Raw genomic sequence first — 16,756 nt, 5'->3', positions numbered from 1 at the left:
CCGCTTTAACTATTGCCATGATCGTCCGGGACTCTCACCCGATCCCCTGAATCTTTTCTTACGGTCCCGTTCGTAAAAAGATTTGTAGTGGTTTCATTCCATGAATCATTTTTTAGAAATACCAGAAATGTTTATCCTTTCTTTACCCCTTTCTCTCAAATACCGACCTCTGATCACCAGATCACCGGTCAGATGGGTGATACTGTGGTATTCCTTCCGAACTTGCGATTAATGATGTTGATCTATCGCGGCCACTGGAGACCGATTGCAATTTCGCAGATCTTTGCTCTTCTCTATGTCGCGTTCATGATCTTTATCCCGATGCAGGTAATGATCATCATCAACAATGCCCAGAATATCAATGCAGTGATACAGAACGCGGTGCTGATCGCCCTCTTTGCAGTCCTTACCGGCATATTCTGTATGGCGAACACGGTCTATGCGGTCCGGATCGCGGAAGCAACCGGTAACTATATACGAAACGGCATTTTTACCCGGATCCAGAACTTCTCGTTCGGGAACCTCGACCGCACCGCGACCGGCGAGCTGCTGACCCGGATGATGAGTGACGTCTACCAGATCAACATCGGGGTCCATCTCTCACTCAGAAGCCTGCTGATGGCCCCCTTTGCCATCATCGTCTCCCTCGTCCTGGTGGGGATCACGAGCCCCGAACTGCTCTGGATCCTTGTTATCGTCCTCGTCCTCTCGATTGCGACGTTCGGCTCCGCGATGTACGTGATGCAGAAACAGTTCCAGATCCGGCAGGCGAAATACGACCTGGTCAACAATGATCTCCAGGAGGATATGGCAGGCATCCGGGTGGTCAAGGCTTTTGTCCGGCAGGACTACGAGATCAATAAATACCGATCGATCAATGACGCGTACCGGCGGGCCAACGTCCGCCCGCTCCACACCAACGCCATCACGATGCCGGCAGCCCTCTTCATCATGGGCCTTGCAACAACCCTTCTCGTTATTTACGGGTCGCCGCTCGTGGCCGCCGGGACCATAACGATCGGGGCGATGCTGGCCTTCTTCCAGTACACCTTCATCATCATCGGCCAGATGTGGCAGCTCTCCATGCTCCTGCCCCAGATCGTCTCTGCCGAGGCATCTGCCGGACGCCTGAAAGAGATCTGGTATACGGTTCCGGATGTGCAGGACTCCCCGGTGTCCCGGCACTATGCCCTGGAGAACGTGGTGGGAAAAATTGTCTTCGAGAACGTCGATTTCCGGTATGATTCAAAGGGAGAAACCGAGACCCTCAAAAACATCAACCTCACCATTGAGCCCGGGCAGACCGTTGCCTTTCTGGGAGCAAACGGATCCGGGAAATCGACCCTTGTATCGCTGATCCCCCGGTTCTATGATGTATCAGGCGGGCGGGTCATGATAGATGGTGTGGATGTCAAAGAGATCCCCCAGGAGAACTTACGGAACATCGTTTCTGTCGCCCTCCAAAAAGCGTTCCTCTTCTCGGGAACGATCGTGGAGAACATCCGGTTCGGCCGGCCCGACAGTACGTATGACGATGCACAAGCCGCAGCCCAGGTTGCCGATGCCGACAGCTTTGTTGCTGCCCAGCAGGACAAGTACGATGCCCGTGTTGCCCGCAAAGGGCAGAACTTCTCCGGTGGCCAGCAGCAGCGGCTCTCAATGGCCCGGGCCTTCACGGTCAAACCGAAGATCCTTATCCTTGACGACTCAACCTCTGCCGTGGATGTTGAAACGGAAGGAAGGATCCTCGATGCCCTGCCCAGATTCCTTTCCGGTGTCACCCGCCTGATTGTCGCATCCCGGGTCTCGACCGCCCTTGCAGCGGACAAGATTGTCGTCCTTGAAAAAGGCGAGATTGTTGCGATGGGAACTCATAAGGAGCTGATCAAATCCAGCCCGCTGTACCAGGAAATCTTCGATTCCCAGCTGGGAGGACTCAAGAAGGAGGATCTATCATGACCGACGCAGCACAATCCCCCGTAAAAGTGCACAAACAAAAGGCCGGGACCATCGGGCGACTGGTTACGTATATCTTCCTTCAGAAGGGCAAATTCTTTGCCTCGCTCCTCCTGATGTTCATCGGGACATTAGCTTTCCTGCTGGTACCGGTTCTTCTCGGTGACATGATCAACAGTCTTGCTATACAGGGGAAAGGTCCGGTCATGAACACCGCCTACCTGATGCTGGGGCTAAGTATCGTTACGCTCGTCTGCCTGTATACGGCGTTTCGCTGGATGACCGACGTAACCCAGAACGCCCTGTTCCGGCTCCGGCAGGACCTGTTCGAACACATGCAGACCCTCTCGCTCCGCTTCTTTGACAAGCAGCCGATCGGAGAGATGATGAGCCGGCTGACCAACGACATGGACACCATCAACAACCTCTTCCAGAATCCGTTCAGCCTGACCCTCCAGTCCACGTTCATGCTCATTATCACGATCATAGCACTCATCCTGATCAGCCCGGTGCTTGCCGGTGTCGCACTGGTGGTCATCCCGCTGCTTGCCGTGTTCGTTGCTGTCCTCGCCCATGTATCAGGCCCGTCATTTTCCCTGCTCCAGACCAAGCTCGGGGACCTGAACGGCATTATCGAGGAGACACTGGAAGGCCAGCGGACGGTGATCGCAAACCGGCACCAGAAGACCTCCTCCTCCCTCGAATCCGGGATATCTCTCGATGTCAGTCATGCCGGGGCCAGGGCGCATATCCTGGCTCTCTTCATCAGCCCCCTCTGCCTGATCTCGACGTTCATCTCGATTGCCATCGTTGCAGTCTTTGGCGTGAAGCTGCTCAACGAAGGCCTGATCACGATAGGCGCGCTCTCGACCGCGATCTCGTTCTGCCTGCTCTTTATCCTTCCGCTCACGTTCATCTTCTTCAACTACAACTTCTGGGTCTCTGCCATTATTGGAGCCGGGCGGATGTTCGAGGTTCTCGATACGCAACCTGATGTGAGGGACAAGCCCGGGGCAAAAGCACTGCCCCGGATCAATGGGGATATCGTCTTCAAAGACGTGAACTTCAGTTATGTGCCGGGAAGACGGGTGATGAAGGACGCGAACTTTGTCGCAACCCCCGGCATGAAGATCGGCCTCTGCGGCCCGACAGGTGCCGGCAAGAGCACGATCGTCAACATTCTCACCCGGTACTATGACATCGACAGCGGGGAGATCCTCGTGGACGGGATCAACATCGCCGATGTCACGCAGGACAGCCTGCGCCGGCAGATAGGCGTTGTGCAGCAGGAGCCGCTGCTCTTCACGGATACGGTGATGAACAATCTCAAGTACGCCCGTGACGGGGCGACCGACGCCGAATGCATCGACGCGGCAAAACAGGCCGACTGCGATGCGTTCGTTCAGCGGCTCCCGCAGGGATACAACACCGTGCTTGTGGACGGGGGATCCAATCTCTCGCAGGGCCAGCGGCAGCTCCTGACGATTGCACGGGCTATGCTTGCCCAACCGAGGATGCTGATCCTTGATGAAGCCACATCGAACGTTGACACGAGGACCGAGAAAGTGATCCAGGGAGCGCTCCGGAAACTCCAGGAAGGGGTGACCTCGTTCTCGATTGCCCACCGGCTCTCCACGATCAGGGACAGCGACAAGATCCTTGTCGTGGACGGAGGTGCCATTGTGGAACAGGGGAACCATGACGAACTGATGGCAAAGCGTGGGCTGTATTACAACCTCTACATGGCTCAGTACAAAGGCAAGATCGCAGAAGTGCTGGATGATATTATCGCAGCGAACGAACGGATGAAAAAGTCGAGCGGGATTTAATCCTGCCAGATTTTTTACCATCATCAGAGGCGAAATTCATGGATGTCAAAGGACCAAAAATCAAGGATTATATCAGGAAGTTCAAAGTTGAGCCTGGGAAAAAAGTCCAGCTGAAAAAAGTTGACTCCGGCTGGGTACAGAATGACGAGCTCAAAAAGATGAGCGAGGGTGCAGCCCAGGAACTCCTCGAAAAACTCCTCGACCGGGACCGGGCTGCGCTTACAAAAGCCCAGGAACTCCTGGCAGCCTCGCACCAGCATGGCATACTGATTGTATTGCAGGGAATGGATACCGCCGGGAAAGACGGCACGATCCGGCACGTGATGTCCGGAGTCAATCCGCAGGGATGCGACGTTCATGGTTTCAAGGTACCGAGCTCCGAGGATCATGCCCATGATTTCCTCTGGCGGTATTCCAAGGTACTGCCGGAACGCGGGATGATCGGGATCTTCAACCGCTCCTATTACGAGGATGTGCTGGTGGTCAGGGTGCACCCGGAGAGAATGGAAGTGCTGCCGGAAAAGATCGGGCCGGATGCCAAAGGGTTCTGGCAAGGAAGGTACAAGGATATCAATGCCTTTGAGAAGCACCTCTCCCGGAATGGCACACTGATCCTCAAGTTCTTCCTCCACATCTCAAAGGATGAGCAGAAGAAGCGGCTGCTTGCCCGTCTCGACAACAAGGAAAAATACTGGAAGTTCTCGACTGCCGATCTCGCCGAGCGGCAGTACTGGGATCAGTACACGAAAGCCTACGAGGAGATGTTATCGGCAACATCGACTGACTATGCCCCGTGGTTTATCGTCCCGGCAGACTACAAGTGGATGGCCCGGACGTTTGTTGCGAGTGTTATCACCTCGGCCATCAGCGGGCTCGACCTCTCCTATCCCAAGGTTTCGGATGAGCAGGTCAAGCAGCTCATGGCGGCAAAAAAGACGCTTGAAGCGGAATAAAAACTGCATTATTTTTTCACTCACTCAACCGGAGATCTGTTTTTTGCCCGGGGGGATGCTGATGGCAATGTATCGGAATAATTCCCTTGTCCCCGTGCCAGTTCTCCTTATGTGGCGCTGCTCTGCAGAATTATCGAATGCATGAAACGGTCTGGACTGCAGGATCAACGGACGGGAATTTCATCCGTGTCACAATAAAATAAAAAAAGAATCTGTCGGAAGACCGGTAACGGCTATCCGGTATTATACGGTTGCGATCACTTCGCCCTTGTGCATCAGCAGGCCGGTGATGATGCTGATGATGCCAAGGATCAGGCAGTAGATGCCGATGAGCAGGATAAGGACGAGTGAACCTTCCTTCGGGAGTGGCGCAAACCCGATCAGGATACCGAAGAGGACGGCGAAGAACCCGCTGATCCCCAGCAGAACCCGGAAGGGCAGATCCTTGAGTGAGAATGCGATGACCAGCTCGGCGATACCGGTGATGATTGCCCATGCAGCGATCAGGATGGTTAAGGCAACGAACATCATGAATGGTGACATGAACATGAAGAGGGCGATTATCACACCGATGAGTGAGAGGATAAGTACTCCCCAGTGGATCTTGCCTGACTCGCCGATGGCGATCGCGCCGGTGACAAGCGAGATGATCAGCAGGAAGATACCGATGATGTACGCAAAGACGGCCTGCATGCCGACCGGGAGCGTGAAACAGAGGATCCCGATGATCAGTGCAAAGATACCGCGGGCAAGCAGCCCGCCTTTTGTGAGAATTTCAACGTCCATAATGGATCACGTTTGAATCGGCGCGGAATGCTCTTTAAGATTGTTACCTGGATCGGCCGCGAGATGTGAACCCTGAATACGATGCAGCCACTATCGGGTCAGGCTGGCCGGACGCGGATTTCCATATCTGCTATCTTCCGGTACACCTGTGCGGTCTTCGTCTTCGTCCAGCGATCGAACACGAGCGACTGGAACGGCTGCCAGATGGTCACCCAGCAGAAGATCACGAGCACCTGTTCGACAACCTCGGTGATAGGGCTCCCCTTGAACTGGGAACAGATGGCAATGCCGATGAACGAGGGAATACATACGGCAACCGTGAGCCGTATCTCACGGAGCCCGACCCTCGCGGTAAGTTTTGAATCACGCTGTACCTTCTCTGCCCGGAGCCGGAAATGATCCCGGATCGCAGAGATGATCGCAGCCGGGCGGTCCGGTGTCAGGTCGGATGCCGGGAGGATGATCTCGATCTGATCACAGAGCGCTGCATGCCCTTCTTTCTGTGCAGCAAGCACCTGAAGGAAGATCTCGCTCTCGGCCCGGTCCGATAACTCCCTGCCGCTCTCGGGCGTTGGATCATCCGCGTCATAGAAATGAGCGATTGTCCGGAACGCTACCAAAGCACAGTTTTCTTTCTGGTTGTTGTTCATGTTCCACTCTTCCGTATAGTTAATCACGTTTCAGCCAGCCGAGATTGAAGTAGACCCATGCAGTGAGGACCATCACAAGACCCACGACTGTGACCATCTGCACGAGCGTTACCGGCCAAGGGTTACCGATCAGGTTCATGCCCAGGAGCCCCCCTACAATAGCCGGAACCATGGTAAGCGCGGTGAGGACGGCGAGGACCTTCATCACATGGTTCATAGAGAACGATGTCGTGTTTAAGTAGAAATCCACCATCCACGTGAAAGAGTCCGACGCATGCTGGGCATTGTCGGCAAGCAGGGAACAGCGGTCGATCAGGGAGCGGAGCCGTCCCTCCTCCGGTGTTCCCTTGCCGGAAACCTCCACAATGTTCTCGCAGATCTCTTCAAGGGCGGTCTTCGTGTGGAGAAGGCCGGAGATGATCCGGGAGAGTGCCTTCTGGTCATTGTACATCATGGCAAGGAAATTCGGGGGAAGCCGGCTCATCGGCTGCATTTCGAGGTATTCAAGCTGCTCTTCCGCTGCAAGGATCAGGTCTTCGAGCGTGCCGAGTTCGTCCCGCACGATAAGATACAGGATACCGGGGCCGGAGATGGGGATCTTCTCGGCACCGGCTGCTGCGATCACCTGGTCTGTAACCGCAAGTTTTGTGCGGGAGAAGGTCATCACACCCTCCCGATCATAGGCTGCCAGGATACCATCCCAGGAGATCTGCCACGACCGCCCGGTATCCCGTTTCTGCACGATCCGGGGTATCCTGACAAAGACCGTTGTCAGGTTCCCGGTTATCTCGGCACGGGTGAAGGCATGTTCCCGGAGTTTCACATCAAGGGTGTAGACAGGGACGGCGGTGATCTGGGAGAGGGTGGCAAAGTCCGACCGGTCCAGCCCGGAAAAATCGATCCACCTGCCCTTGCGGTCGATAGTGGTGGTAGTACTGGTTATGATCACAGGTTCCCATGCCGGCGATGGCGTGGCAAGGGGAAGGGACCGGACCTGCATCCCTGCCGCGGGTTCCCCCTTGGTCGGGCCGGCCTTTTTTCTTTCAAGGTGCCGGCTGACGGTTTTGCTGCCTAAGAACAGGATCTGGATGGCCTGCATGGAACGGAGCACCCGGAAATACCGGGCAAAGCCGTATCCCGCACCGAGGATAAGTGCAATGGCCGGCACCACAATGATAACCAGGTACAGGATGTTCCATGGCGAGGATACGTACCCCCACCGGTCTTCGGCAACCAGGAGGCGGCACGTATATTCCAGGATGAAGAAGAGCCAGATTGCCACGTCGAGGATGGCGAGGAATGATATGACTCCCGGCGGGAGTCCGGTAAAATCCATGAGAATCAGGATGGGGATTAGCAGGAGGGCAAGACCACCCATCACCTGCTCGCAGAAGATATCATTGACCATCTGCCGCATCTGGCCGGCCCGCTCCCTTCTGCTCATCACCTCCCAGTCCTTCCATTGGGCAATTCGCATACTGGTGGAATCTGCATCCGGTGTATCGGGCAGCCTTTTTGGATCCGGACGCACACTCTTTTTTTCTGGAGGGGTGGGCATTGCTGTTCCTGGTGGCACACCCGAACCTGCCGGGATGGCCTGTATGAACGATCGTCATCGTCCTTCTGATTTATAAATACCGCTTTATCCTGTCCCGCTAACCGCTCATCCTGTCCATGCGGAAATGCATGAGGAAGCATTCTTATGGGGAAACCATCCAATTCCCTTTTATCTGGTTCTGATAGGCATGAGTGAAAATTCTTCTTCCCAGAAAATGTCCCCAAAGGACCTGATGATCGTCATCGTCATCGCGCTTGGCTCGTTCATGGCCGGTCTCGACGCAACGATCGTCAACATTGCACTCCCTGCGATTGCAAAGTCGTTTGACGTATCAACCGTCGCCGTCTCCTGGGTGCTCAACGCGTACCTGATCATCCTCGTCAGCCTGCTCCTTGCGGCATCCCGGCTCGGGGATATGAAAGGCTACCGGAACATCTTCCTTGGCGGGTTTGCCCTCTTCACGCTCGGCTCGGCACTCTGCGGTCTCTCCCCAACGCTGGATATCCTGATCCTCTCCCGGATGCTCCAGGCGGTCGGCGGGGCCGTTATCTCGGCGCTCGGTGCGGTCATGGTCACCTCCTATCTCTCGGCCTCGCTTCGCGGCCAGGCGCTCGGGATCGTTGCCATGTTCACGATGCTCGGGGCTGCCCTTGGCCCGGTTGTCGGCGGATTCCTCACGAGCGCCTTCTCCTGGCAGTACATTTTCCTCGTGAACCTGCCGGTCGGGGTTGTCGCCATCATCCTCGGTATGCACATCCTGCCCCGGCTGGACCCTGTTACTCCGAAAGCCCGGATGGATAATACAGGGACCGTGCTCGTCTTTGTTGCTCTCGGAACCCTTATCTTCGGCCTGACCACCCTCGAAGGGGCGGCGCCGTTCCTCGGAGCTGTGGCCCTGGTGGTATCGGGAGTGTTCTGGATCCTGTTCTTCCTGTTCGAACGGCGGGCGAACGAGCCGCTCATCAACCTCTCCCTCTTTGCGAACCGGGGGTATTCGCTCCAGAACATCAACGTGATGCTGATCCAGATGGCAATGGCCGGTGTTATGGTCATCATGCCGTTCTACCTGGAGATGGTGAAAAAGATCCCGGCAGATGATGCCGGGACGATCCTGCTGGCGCTGCCCATCGGCATGATCCTGACGGCCCCGCTTGCCGGCAAGATCTCGGATGTGATTGGCACGAAAAAACCGATCATCACCGGTTTTGCGCTCTGTACTGTTGCCCTGTTTTTCCTCTCAACTATCTCTGGACATACCAGCGTGGGTCACATCGCTGTCTACCTCTTCCTCCTTGGCGCCGGAACGGGGATTGCCTTCTCACCGCTGAACAGTGCGGTGATGGGAGAGTGCCCGGTGAAAGACCGGGGATCTACGAGCGGTCTTGTCAAGGTTATGACAAATCTCGGCTCCTCGCTCGGGGTCGCAACGGTCATGCTCGTTGCAACGGTTGCAGCAGGGCCAAAACTTGCCAAAGTCTCATCGGCTCATGCGCTGTCAGCAGCAGATCTTGCCGGTGCGTTTGATGCCACGTTTCTCTTCTGCATGGCGCTGGAGATCATCGGTATCATCCTGATGCTCGCGGTTGCCGGGAAGGAACCCACGGGCGAGAGCAGCGAACCGGGGATTGGGATCTAACCCGGGAGTTATGGTGTTCCGGAACGGGTTCCGGAAAAATCACCTTTTTTTTAACTGTGGAGAATCTCCGGCAAATGAGCGGTATTGAACCGGAACATGCCTCCGGCCCGTATGGAATATACGCCGGCTTATGAATTCGCAAAGCAGTTTTCAAGAGGGACAAAGCGATCCGGCAGTCCGGCATGAAAAAACGGTAAATTTTCTCCGGTTATCCCTGCAGCGCAGAGGGCGGACTCTCTCATTGGCTGCAAAGACTATAGCGAGGAAATCCCGGACGGGATGGGAGAGAAGACCTTCTGGTGCGGTGTGGGGAAAAATACCGCCCTGCCTTTTTTTGTCCGCGAGATCCGGTACGCTGAAATCGGAATAAAGGATGACCGGATCACCCCGTCCGTACACCAATGGAAATCCGTCCATGAGATCCCTGCACCGGTTCCTGCCGTCACTCACGTATCGAAATCGCCAAGGAGCCGTCGGATATCGATCCAGATGATCAGCTCGTTCTTTTCCTTCTCCTGTTTCTTGACTTTCCGCTTGATGATGCCGATGATACTGGTATCCTCGTTGCTCACGGATGCTGATGTATAATCCACCTGCGATCCCTCGAACGTGGATACCGAGGTGACATCGTCCACAAGGATGCCGGTCTTTGCGCGGGTGATGTTGCTGTCGAGAACAATGATCCTTGAGGTGTCCGGCAGCTCCTGGCTTTCCGCTGCAATATTCAGCCGGTATTTGAGGTCAATAATGGAGGTGATCTCCCCGCGAAGGTCGATAATGCCCCGGATGTACGGAGGCACGTTCGGGAGTTTTGTGATGGTGGTGAACTCAACAACCTCTTTGACATCGAACAGGTCGATGGCAAACAGCTCGTCTCCCAGGGTGAAGACCACGACCTGGATGCTTTCGGCCCTCTTGATCCCACCGGCCTTGGCCGGTGCGGCACCAGCCTCTTCAGAACTCTGCCCGTTTTTTGTTGCCATTCTCTCTCCTCCCGTTCAGGCGACCTTGAATTTCCTGTTGGTATCGGTGACTTCCACGGCTATCGAGGAAACGGTCTGGACCATGCGGGTGATCTCGTCCAGTGCGGCCGAGGACTCTTCCGTTGCCGCAGCAGCATCGGAAGCTTCCTGTGCCGTCTTGTCAACGAAACCTGCCAGCTCGGTGATGTTTGCCGTCACTTCCTCCGTTGTTGCGGCCTGCTCTTCCGTTGCTGCAGCAACTTCCGAGGCGCTCTTGGCCACCTTGTCGACAGCCTTTGCAATGTTCTGGAACGATATGACCGTCTCGGAGACCATCTTCTCGCCTTTTGCGACAACTTCCCTGCTCTTGCCCATGGCCGTTGCAGCGTTCTGCGTGCTCTTCTGCAGGGCGGCTATCATATCCTCGATCTTCTCCGCGGAGTTCCGCGACTCCTGTGCAAGCGACTTCACTTCCGTTGCCACAACGGCAAAACCCCGGCCGGCATCCCCGGCCCGGGCGGCTTCTATTGCCGCGTTCAGGGCAAGGAGGTTGGTCTGGTTGGCGAGGTCCCGGATAATCCCGACAATTTTCGTGATCTCCCCCATCTGCTTCTCAACGTCCTGCACAATGACAAAGACCTTCTCCGATGTGCTGGCGATCTCCACCATGCTCCTCTCCGCGTTCTTTGCAAGTTCGGCGCCCTTTATGGAGAGGTCGTCAGTCTCCTTTGAGAGCACGGACACCGACTCCATGCTGGACGTGATCTCTTCCACCGCGGCACTCATGTCCTGCATGGCTTTGGTTATCTGCTCGATGCCATCTGCGATCTTTGTCGTGTTGTCGCTGACTTTGGACGTGTTCACGGCTATCTGCTGGACGCCTTTGGATGCATCTTCAACACTCTGGGTGGCATTCTGGGCCGTGGAGGTTAAGTTCTCCATCTTCCGGTTGACGTCTCCGATGTTCTTCTGGAGGTTGGTGATGATCCCCCTCACGGCTTCCTGGAGTTTTCTGATGATGAGATGGACTGCCTGGGTGTCATCGTCCGAGGGGCTGAGATCGTACCGTGCGGTCAGGTCCCCTCCCGCAGCCTTTCCGTACACAACGGAGAGCTGGTCCACTTCGCGTTCCATATACGCCATGATCTTGGCCGAACGTTCATGTTCTGCCCTGATCTCTTCGAGATGTCTGCGCTCTTCCGTCACGTCCTGGTAGATGGTGAGGACATTCTCCAGTGCCCCGTTCTGATCGTAGAGGGGAACGGTATGGCGGACCACCATCTTCCTGCCCGTGGAGAAATCGAAGGTTGCCTCTCCCGAGGCAATGCGCCTGTGTTTTGTTGCTTCGGCAAAACCTTCGCCGGAGGATGCGACCACTTTGAAGTCCTTTGGAGTCATCCTCATGAGATCGTCCCGGCGGTAGCCGGTCAACCGGAGGAATGCATCGTTCGTGTCCACCATCTTGAGGTTGGTATCCCAGAGCGCTGTCGGGTAGGGGCTCTGGTGAAGGAGGGCGTCTGCCCGTCTCTGAATTTTTGCGAGATTGTCGTCCATGGGTATCACGTTTGATAATCGTTATGGTGTTTTCCTGTTGTCATAAAATCTATTTAACCTTTATATTTGAACCGGTGCTGTGGATACAACGAAAGACCGGCTGCGGATGCTGGCTGTGCATCAGTAATTTCGAAACGTGTATTTTTTCTCCAGTATGGCATATTTACTCAATTCCTGATTGGTTGCAACAACGCGACAAAGATATCGGTACAGGGTGTAATTATTATCTCAATGCCGAGACTGCCGGGATCCGATACTAGCGCCTCAGCGTCTCCGTCCGACCAGCCTGCGGCTCTTCTCTCCGTTATGGAGTCCGGCCGCGATCTTCTTGCCCGCCGGCTCGTGCAGGACCATCACACGGTTACTGATCCGGACCTGAATTATCTCACGGTCTCTTCCCTCTTCCAGATCCTCTTTCTTAAAACCGGCCAGGAATGCGGGTTTGTTGAACCGGGCACGCTCGCTACCCTTGCAGGGTGTGACGGGATTGCAAAGCGTATGGCCCGGGCCTGCTCGGATGCCGGGCTCGTACCGGAAGCGTTCTTTGAACGCGGGCCGGAAGGCACCCGCCGGTTTCCCTCCCTTTCCGATGATACCCTTCGCGGGATCATCGGCAGGATGGATTCGGCGGATATACCCGCTCCCGTTGCCCGCCTGTCTCCAGAAGAATTCGCAGCCGTTCTCGAACCCTTCCTTGGAATAAGAATGCAGCTTGGGGAAGGCTGTCGCGTGAACCGTATCGGCAAATCCGCCCTGCTCTATACCGGCTCGGTGGATGTTCCTCCACAGAAAATTGTAGAGCACGTGGTGAGCAACGCGGCTGCCGGATCATCCGGCAGATCCGCCATGGGCGGGGAGCCTCCCTGCCGGATTCTTGATATGGCCTGTGGCTCGGGGCTCTTCCTGCTTGCGACATACCGGTTCCTTGTCCGCAAAAACACCCGGTCTCTCGATCGCCCGGAAGAAATTCTGGCGATCCTGCAGGACCTTTCAGGCAGTTCCGTTTTTGGTACCGACATTGATCCCGAATCCGTGAGTGCAGCCCGGCTGGTCCTGTTGTTTGCGTTCCTTGACGAGAGCCGGTGTGCCGGCTCTGCAATAACACCGGGGATAATCCGCGATGTCTGTACGTGCCTGACAAAGACCGTGCGGTGCGGCAACGCCCTTATTGCGCCGGATTATTTCTCCGGAAAACCCGTCTTCCCCTTCAATGTGGATGAGCGCCGGAAAGTCAACCCGCTCAGCTGGCAGGAAACGTTTCCCGAAATTCTTGCAGAGGGCGGTTTCGATGCGGTGATCGGTGCACCCCCTCCCTACCGGCCGTTTGCGGTTCCGGCCCGTGAGGAATATTTCCAGACGCATTACGATGCCTATGCCGTTTCCGCCGGACTGTTCGGCTATTTCATTGAACGGGCGCTTTCGCTCCTGAAGCCCGGCGGGAAGATTACGGTTCTTGTACCCGGTACGTTCCTGCGATCCCAGAACGCCCGGCCGCTCCGGCGCCTCCTCCTCTCCCGCCAGATCGAATCGATCGCCTCCACCGGCAGAACCCGGCACCTGCCGGATGGCGAGGTGCCGGTGTATGCCCTCTCGCTCCGGAATCAGCCCCCCGACCGGCCGTTTGTTGTAGCACCGGACCCGGCCGGTATCCGGAATTTCACGCTTGACCAGCGCCTTCTGGGTGACGGGGGATGGATTCTCGAGGATACACGAACTGCCGATATTCTTGAGAAAATTCAGAGGATGGGAACGCCGCTCGATCATTACATCCTGGAAGATATCGAGGCCGGCATACATCGGATCAGAAACAACCCCTTCGTACTGGATCGTGCAACAAAGACCCGGCTTTCGAAGAACGCGGGGTGGTGCCGGCATTTTTTCATCCCGCTTTTGCGCCCGGCCGATATCCGTCGATACGTGCCGGCTCGGCCGGAAAAGTTTGTTCTGCTCATCCGCGATCCCCGCTCTCTCCGGAAGTGCTGGGCACTCGTTACCTACCTTGAACATGTGCTGAGCGATCGCGGCAATACATCCCCGCGTGATGGCATTTGGGAGAATACGGATCCCGCTTCAGGTATTTCCATTCTCAATCCGGAATCAGAAGAGATCCGACCAAAAATTATCTTCCCGCCGTACCAGAACCGCCCTTCATTCTGTTATGATGGGGATGGTACCTATGCGATCACGGATACACTCCTTGCGATTCCCCGGAATGATCCGTTCCTTCTCGGGATCCTGAACTCAGCGCTCGCAAGGTTTGTTCTCACCCGCACCTGTCCGCTTACGGAACGGGGCTATCATATCAGCCCGGCCGCTGTCGGGAGATTCCCTGTTTACGTCACTGACTTCGAGAAGCTCGCGGACAGGACCCGGCACAACAGGATGGTATCGCTGGTTACGCACATCCTTGAACTCAACCATTATCTCCCGCAGGCGAAGACCGATCAGGAGCGCCGGTTCGTGCAGCAGGACCTCGATGCAACGGAGGTCCGGATCGATGCGCTGGTCTATGAGCTGTACGGGCTGACTCCGGAGGAGATCGCGGTGGTGGAATCGGGTTTCCCGTCGTGATCTGGAAACAGGCCCCCGGTTCATCCTGACCGTGCTACCCTCCCCCTCAGAAAAAGGGGCTGCTGCAGGACCGCTATTTTGCAGGTTGAAGTGGGGTTAATTTTGTCTTAATTTTAAAAACAACCCCAAATTGCGATATTTTCCATGGGCGTGGACAACATTTCCACTCCAGCCGGAAGTGAGGATCGTCCTTTTGGCAAACGGACAGTTTTTCAGGGTTTTTTGACTTCAGCCTTTTTTCTGGTCATCCTTACGGAGAGGGATCTCGATCCGGTACGGGGCCTTCTTCCAGTACTTTTCCCGGAAATGAGTGTTCCGGTAGTTCTCGGCAGTATTCTCTTCGATCTCAGCGGTCGTGTCCGTAACTATGCTGAACCTCCTAAAGGCCCGCTCGTTCTGGGTCCGGACCCAGAGCTCGCGGAGAACGTACGGCGGGAGCGGGAGGATACGGAGAGCGACAACCTCTTCCGGGAATTTATCTTCAATAATGCAGTCATCATCAAGCCCGTACCGGCATTTCATGAGCATCACCGCAACCATCCTGTTCGCCCGGTACATCAGGCCGTCGAATTTCACGGAAGGATCGGTATTCTCTGCCCAGTGGTACCCCATATGTTTTGCCAGCTTTTTTCCTTCACTTTTCAGGTCTGCCTGTGTTCGTCCCCGCATGATCTTACTCCCGTTCCATTGTATACGAAAACCAAAAAACCGTGCTCACTGACTGAAGTGGACCCCCGAATTGCCAGACGGGGTCCTGGAAGGTCTTACATTCCCCCCGTCTCCCGGGAATGAGGGGATCCATGCTGGAGAGCTGACGCCCTCCGGCATCTCAAAGAACGGCTTTACCCGATCGGTCATAGCAATTTCCAGGAACTTGTTATTGAAGATCCGGAAACGACAAAAGTTCCGGCTCACGGTGAACCCCACCCAGACCTCGCGGGGCAGGTATGGCGGAAACGGCAGCGCGTTGAAGATCCGGAACTCTTCCTTGAAAAATCCGCCGGAGAAATTATAATCGCCCGGGGCATTGCAGCTCGCCCGGATCCGGACAACGATCATATCATTGCCCCGGTACACCAGTGCATCGAATGGCATGTCTGCATCCGGGTTGGAAACCCAGCGGTACCCCTGCCGCTCTGCAAATTTTTTTGCTCTGCCAATTGTAACGTTCTGCCTCTTTTCTCTCATCCGTCCCTCCCTAGTAGTAACAACCCCGCGCAATATATGTTTTTAATTATATCTTTATGTAAATCTACAAAAGAAGATATATTTTCCGTTTTTAATGCCCGACATCGGGATCCGATGCGATCCCACTCCGGCCAATTCATCTGAACCAGTTCCGTTATTCGGGATACGATTAGTGTTTTGGAAGATGCCGGTACGCCTCTTTTGGCACCGCTATCTCGAACCGGGCTCCTGTGCCCGGCTCTCCGGTCTCGCGGATGGTGATACCGGTGATCGCAAGGATCTCCCTGGAAAGGAAGAGGCCAAGACCGGTATGCCTGCCAAACCCTTTCTGGAAAAGTTTTTTCTTATCCTCTGCACCTACCCCAACACCATCGTCGGTATACGTCAGGTTGAGCCCGCTTGCAGTTTTCGCAAAGGCATAATCCATGCAGGTCACGTGTTCTCCATGACGAAGAGAGTTCTCCATCAGGTTGTAAAAGACCTTCTCCAGGAGGGGATCTGCAAAAACCTCCACACAATCAACGGCTACATTGATCGTTATTCCGGAGGGTTTGAGTTGACTGATTGCCGTATGAATCGTGTCCGGCAGGGACTGCCATCTCGGCGCCTGTCCTCCGATATCCTGGTAGTTCCTGGTAAATTCGATCTGCCACTGGATAGCTTCTGCAGCCTGTTCTTCCTTCTGAATGTATCCAAGTAATACCGGGTCGGTCACCACTCCTTTTGAGAGTTCAATATATGTCCTTAAACCTGTGAGCTGGTTGAGGATATCGTGCCGGGTAATGCTGCTGAGCATTGCGAGTTTCTTATTTGCCTGAAGGAGTGCCTCCTCTGATGCAGTCAGTTCCCGGTTGGATGCTCTGAGATCTGCAGTCCGATCATCTACGCGGCGCTCAAGCCCGAGCTGCCCGGCCATGAGTTTCTCTTCGGTTCTGACACGGAGGATGATCTCCCGGATGACCAGGTAAATTCCGATACAGATCGTGATCCTACATTTCGCAGGACTCCCTAACGAAATAATAATTTCTAAAAGCGGGACCCATGATGTTGAGGATGTCCAGAGTTTCGTCCTCCAGATTCACGATAAACCGTTTGCTTTGAGAATTCACGGAT

Annotated in this window: 13 protein-coding genes; 5 read left to right on the top strand and 8 right to left on the bottom strand. The window is 55.3% G+C overall.

The features are described from left to right. Window positions 1-231: 231 nt before the first annotated feature. Genes WC598_RS04945 through WC598_RS04935 form a run of 3 tightly spaced genes read left to right on the top strand, consistent with a single transcriptional unit; the run spans window position 232 to window position 4,738 of the window. Complete coding sequence (locus tag WC598_RS04945; RefSeq protein WP_372960368.1) at window positions 232-1,959, top strand: ABC transporter ATP-binding protein; 1,728 nt, start codon at window positions 232-234, stop codon at window positions 1,957-1,959. Then, complete coding sequence (locus tag WC598_RS04940; RefSeq protein WP_372960367.1) at window positions 1,956-3,785, top strand: ABC transporter ATP-binding protein; 1,830 nt, start codon at window positions 1,956-1,958, stop codon at window positions 3,783-3,785. Before WC598_RS04945 ends, WC598_RS04940 begins: the two co-directional genes overlap by 4 nt. A gap of 38 nt (window positions 3,786-3,823) precedes the next feature. Next, complete coding sequence (locus tag WC598_RS04935; RefSeq protein WP_372960366.1) at window positions 3,824-4,738, top strand: polyphosphate kinase 2 family protein; 915 nt, start codon at window positions 3,824-3,826, stop codon at window positions 4,736-4,738. A 243-nt stretch (window positions 4,739-4,981) separates the two neighbouring features. Here the strand turns inward: WC598_RS04935 and WC598_RS04930 are convergent, their stop codons facing one another. The 3 genes from WC598_RS04930 to WC598_RS04920 form a co-directional block, all read right to left on the bottom strand. Then, complete coding sequence (locus tag WC598_RS04930; RefSeq protein ID WP_372960365.1) at window positions 4,982-5,524, bottom strand: HdeD family acid-resistance protein; 543 nt, start codon at window positions 5,522-5,524, stop codon at window positions 4,982-4,984. 98 nt (window positions 5,525-5,622) lie between these two features. Continuing rightward, entirely contained in the window at window positions 5,623-6,174 is a 552-nt protein-coding gene (locus WC598_RS04925) for a hypothetical protein (RefSeq protein ID WP_372960364.1), read from the bottom strand. A 19-nt stretch (window positions 6,175-6,193) separates the two neighbouring features. Further along, entirely contained in the window at window positions 6,194-7,618 is a 1,425-nt protein-coding gene (locus WC598_RS04920; protein WP_372960363.1) for a CorA family divalent cation transporter, read from the bottom strand. A 301-nt stretch (window positions 7,619-7,919) separates the two neighbouring features. Between WC598_RS04920 and WC598_RS04915 the strand changes: the two genes are divergently transcribed. Next, the gene (locus WC598_RS04915; protein ID WP_372960362.1) at window positions 7,920-9,368 is read left to right on the top strand and encodes a DHA2 family efflux MFS transporter permease subunit; all 1,449 of its coding nucleotides are present in this window, start codon (window positions 7,920-7,922) and stop codon (window positions 9,366-9,368) included. Window positions 9,369-9,814: 446 nt separating this feature from the next. Here WC598_RS04915 and WC598_RS04910 read toward each other — a convergent pair whose 3' ends face one another. Continuing rightward, window positions 9,815-10,351, bottom strand: a complete 537-nt coding sequence (locus tag WC598_RS04910; RefSeq protein ID WP_372960361.1) for a chemotaxis protein CheW — start codon at window positions 10,349-10,351, stop codon at window positions 9,815-9,817. Window positions 10,352-10,366: 15 nt separating this feature from the next. Continuing rightward, entirely contained in the window at window positions 10,367-11,884 is a 1,518-nt protein-coding gene (locus WC598_RS04905) for a methyl-accepting chemotaxis protein (protein WP_372960360.1), read from the bottom strand. Window positions 11,885-12,115: 231 nt separating this feature from the next. Here WC598_RS04905 and WC598_RS04900 point away from each other — a divergent pair, with 231 nt between their 5' ends. Further along, entirely contained in the window at window positions 12,116-14,455 is a 2,340-nt protein-coding gene (locus tag WC598_RS04900; protein WP_372960359.1) for an Eco57I restriction-modification methylase domain-containing protein, read from the top strand. A 228-nt stretch (window positions 14,456-14,683) separates the two neighbouring features. On the opposite strand, the gene WC598_RS04895 is transcribed toward WC598_RS04900, so the two are convergent. The 3 genes from WC598_RS04895 to WC598_RS04885 all read right to left on the bottom strand — a co-directional run bounded on the left by WC598_RS04895 (window position 14,684) and on the right by WC598_RS04885 (window position 16,559). Beyond that, complete coding sequence (locus WC598_RS04895; RefSeq protein ID WP_372960358.1) at window positions 14,684-15,124, bottom strand: hypothetical protein; 441 nt, start codon at window positions 15,122-15,124, stop codon at window positions 14,684-14,686. A 45-nt stretch (window positions 15,125-15,169) separates the two neighbouring features. Continuing rightward, window positions 15,170-15,643 carry a hypothetical protein gene (locus tag WC598_RS04890; RefSeq protein WP_372960357.1) on the bottom strand — a complete coding sequence of 158 codons (474 nt, stop codon included), beginning with the start codon at window positions 15,641-15,643 and terminating at the stop codon, window positions 15,170-15,172. A 169-nt stretch (window positions 15,644-15,812) separates the two neighbouring features. Beyond that, window positions 15,813-16,559, bottom strand: coding sequence for a sensor histidine kinase (locus WC598_RS04885; RefSeq protein WP_372960356.1), 747 nt, complete (start codon window positions 16,557-16,559; stop codon window positions 15,813-15,815). Window positions 16,560-16,756 lie beyond the last annotated feature (197 nt).

It is taken from the genome of Methanoregula sp. (assembly GCF_041645475.1).
Lineage (GTDB): Archaea > Halobacteriota > Methanomicrobia > Methanomicrobiales > Methanospirillaceae > Methanoregula.
This window is presented reverse-complemented; position numbering and strand designations above follow the sequence as displayed.

Bases quoted from the DNA above. Each gene is read 5' to 3' on its own strand.
- WC598_RS04945 (WP_372960368.1), top strand. From the start codon at position 232: ATGATGTTGATCTATCGCGGCCACTGGAGACCGATTGCAATTTCGCAG.
- WC598_RS04940 (WP_372960367.1), top strand. From the start codon at position 1,956: ATGACCGACGCAGCACAATCCCCCGTAAAAGTGCACAAACAAAAGGCC.
- WC598_RS04935 (WP_372960366.1), top strand. From the start codon at position 3,824: ATGGATGTCAAAGGACCAAAAATCAAGGATTATATCAGGAAGTTCAAA.
- WC598_RS04930 (WP_372960365.1), bottom strand. From the start codon at position 5,524: ATGGACGTTGAAATTCTCACAAAAGGCGGGCTGCTTGCCCGCGGTATC.
- WC598_RS04925 (WP_372960364.1), bottom strand. From the start codon at position 6,174: ATGAACAACAACCAGAAAGAAAACTGTGCTTTGGTAGCGTTCCGGACA.
- WC598_RS04920 (WP_372960363.1), bottom strand. From the start codon at position 7,618: ATGAGCAGAAGGGAGCGGGCCGGCCAGATGCGGCAGATGGTCAATGAT.
- WC598_RS04915 (WP_372960362.1), top strand. From the start codon at position 7,920: ATGAGTGAAAATTCTTCTTCCCAGAAAATGTCCCCAAAGGACCTGATG.
- WC598_RS04910 (WP_372960361.1), bottom strand. From the start codon at position 10,351: ATGGCAACAAAAAACGGGCAGAGTTCTGAAGAGGCTGGTGCCGCACCG.
- WC598_RS04905 (WP_372960360.1), bottom strand. From the start codon at position 11,884: ATGGACGACAATCTCGCAAAAATTCAGAGACGGGCAGACGCCCTCCTT.
- WC598_RS04900 (WP_372960359.1), top strand. From the start codon at position 12,116: ATGCCGAGACTGCCGGGATCCGATACTAGCGCCTCAGCGTCTCCGTCC.
- WC598_RS04895 (WP_372960358.1), bottom strand. From the start codon at position 15,124: ATGCGGGGACGAACACAGGCAGACCTGAAAAGTGAAGGAAAAAAGCTG.
- WC598_RS04890 (WP_372960357.1), bottom strand. From the start codon at position 15,643: ATGAGAGAAAAGAGGCAGAACGTTACAATTGGCAGAGCAAAAAAATTT.
- WC598_RS04885 (WP_372960356.1), bottom strand. From the start codon at position 16,559: ATGGCCGGGCAGCTCGGGCTTGAGCGCCGCGTAGATGATCGGACTGCA.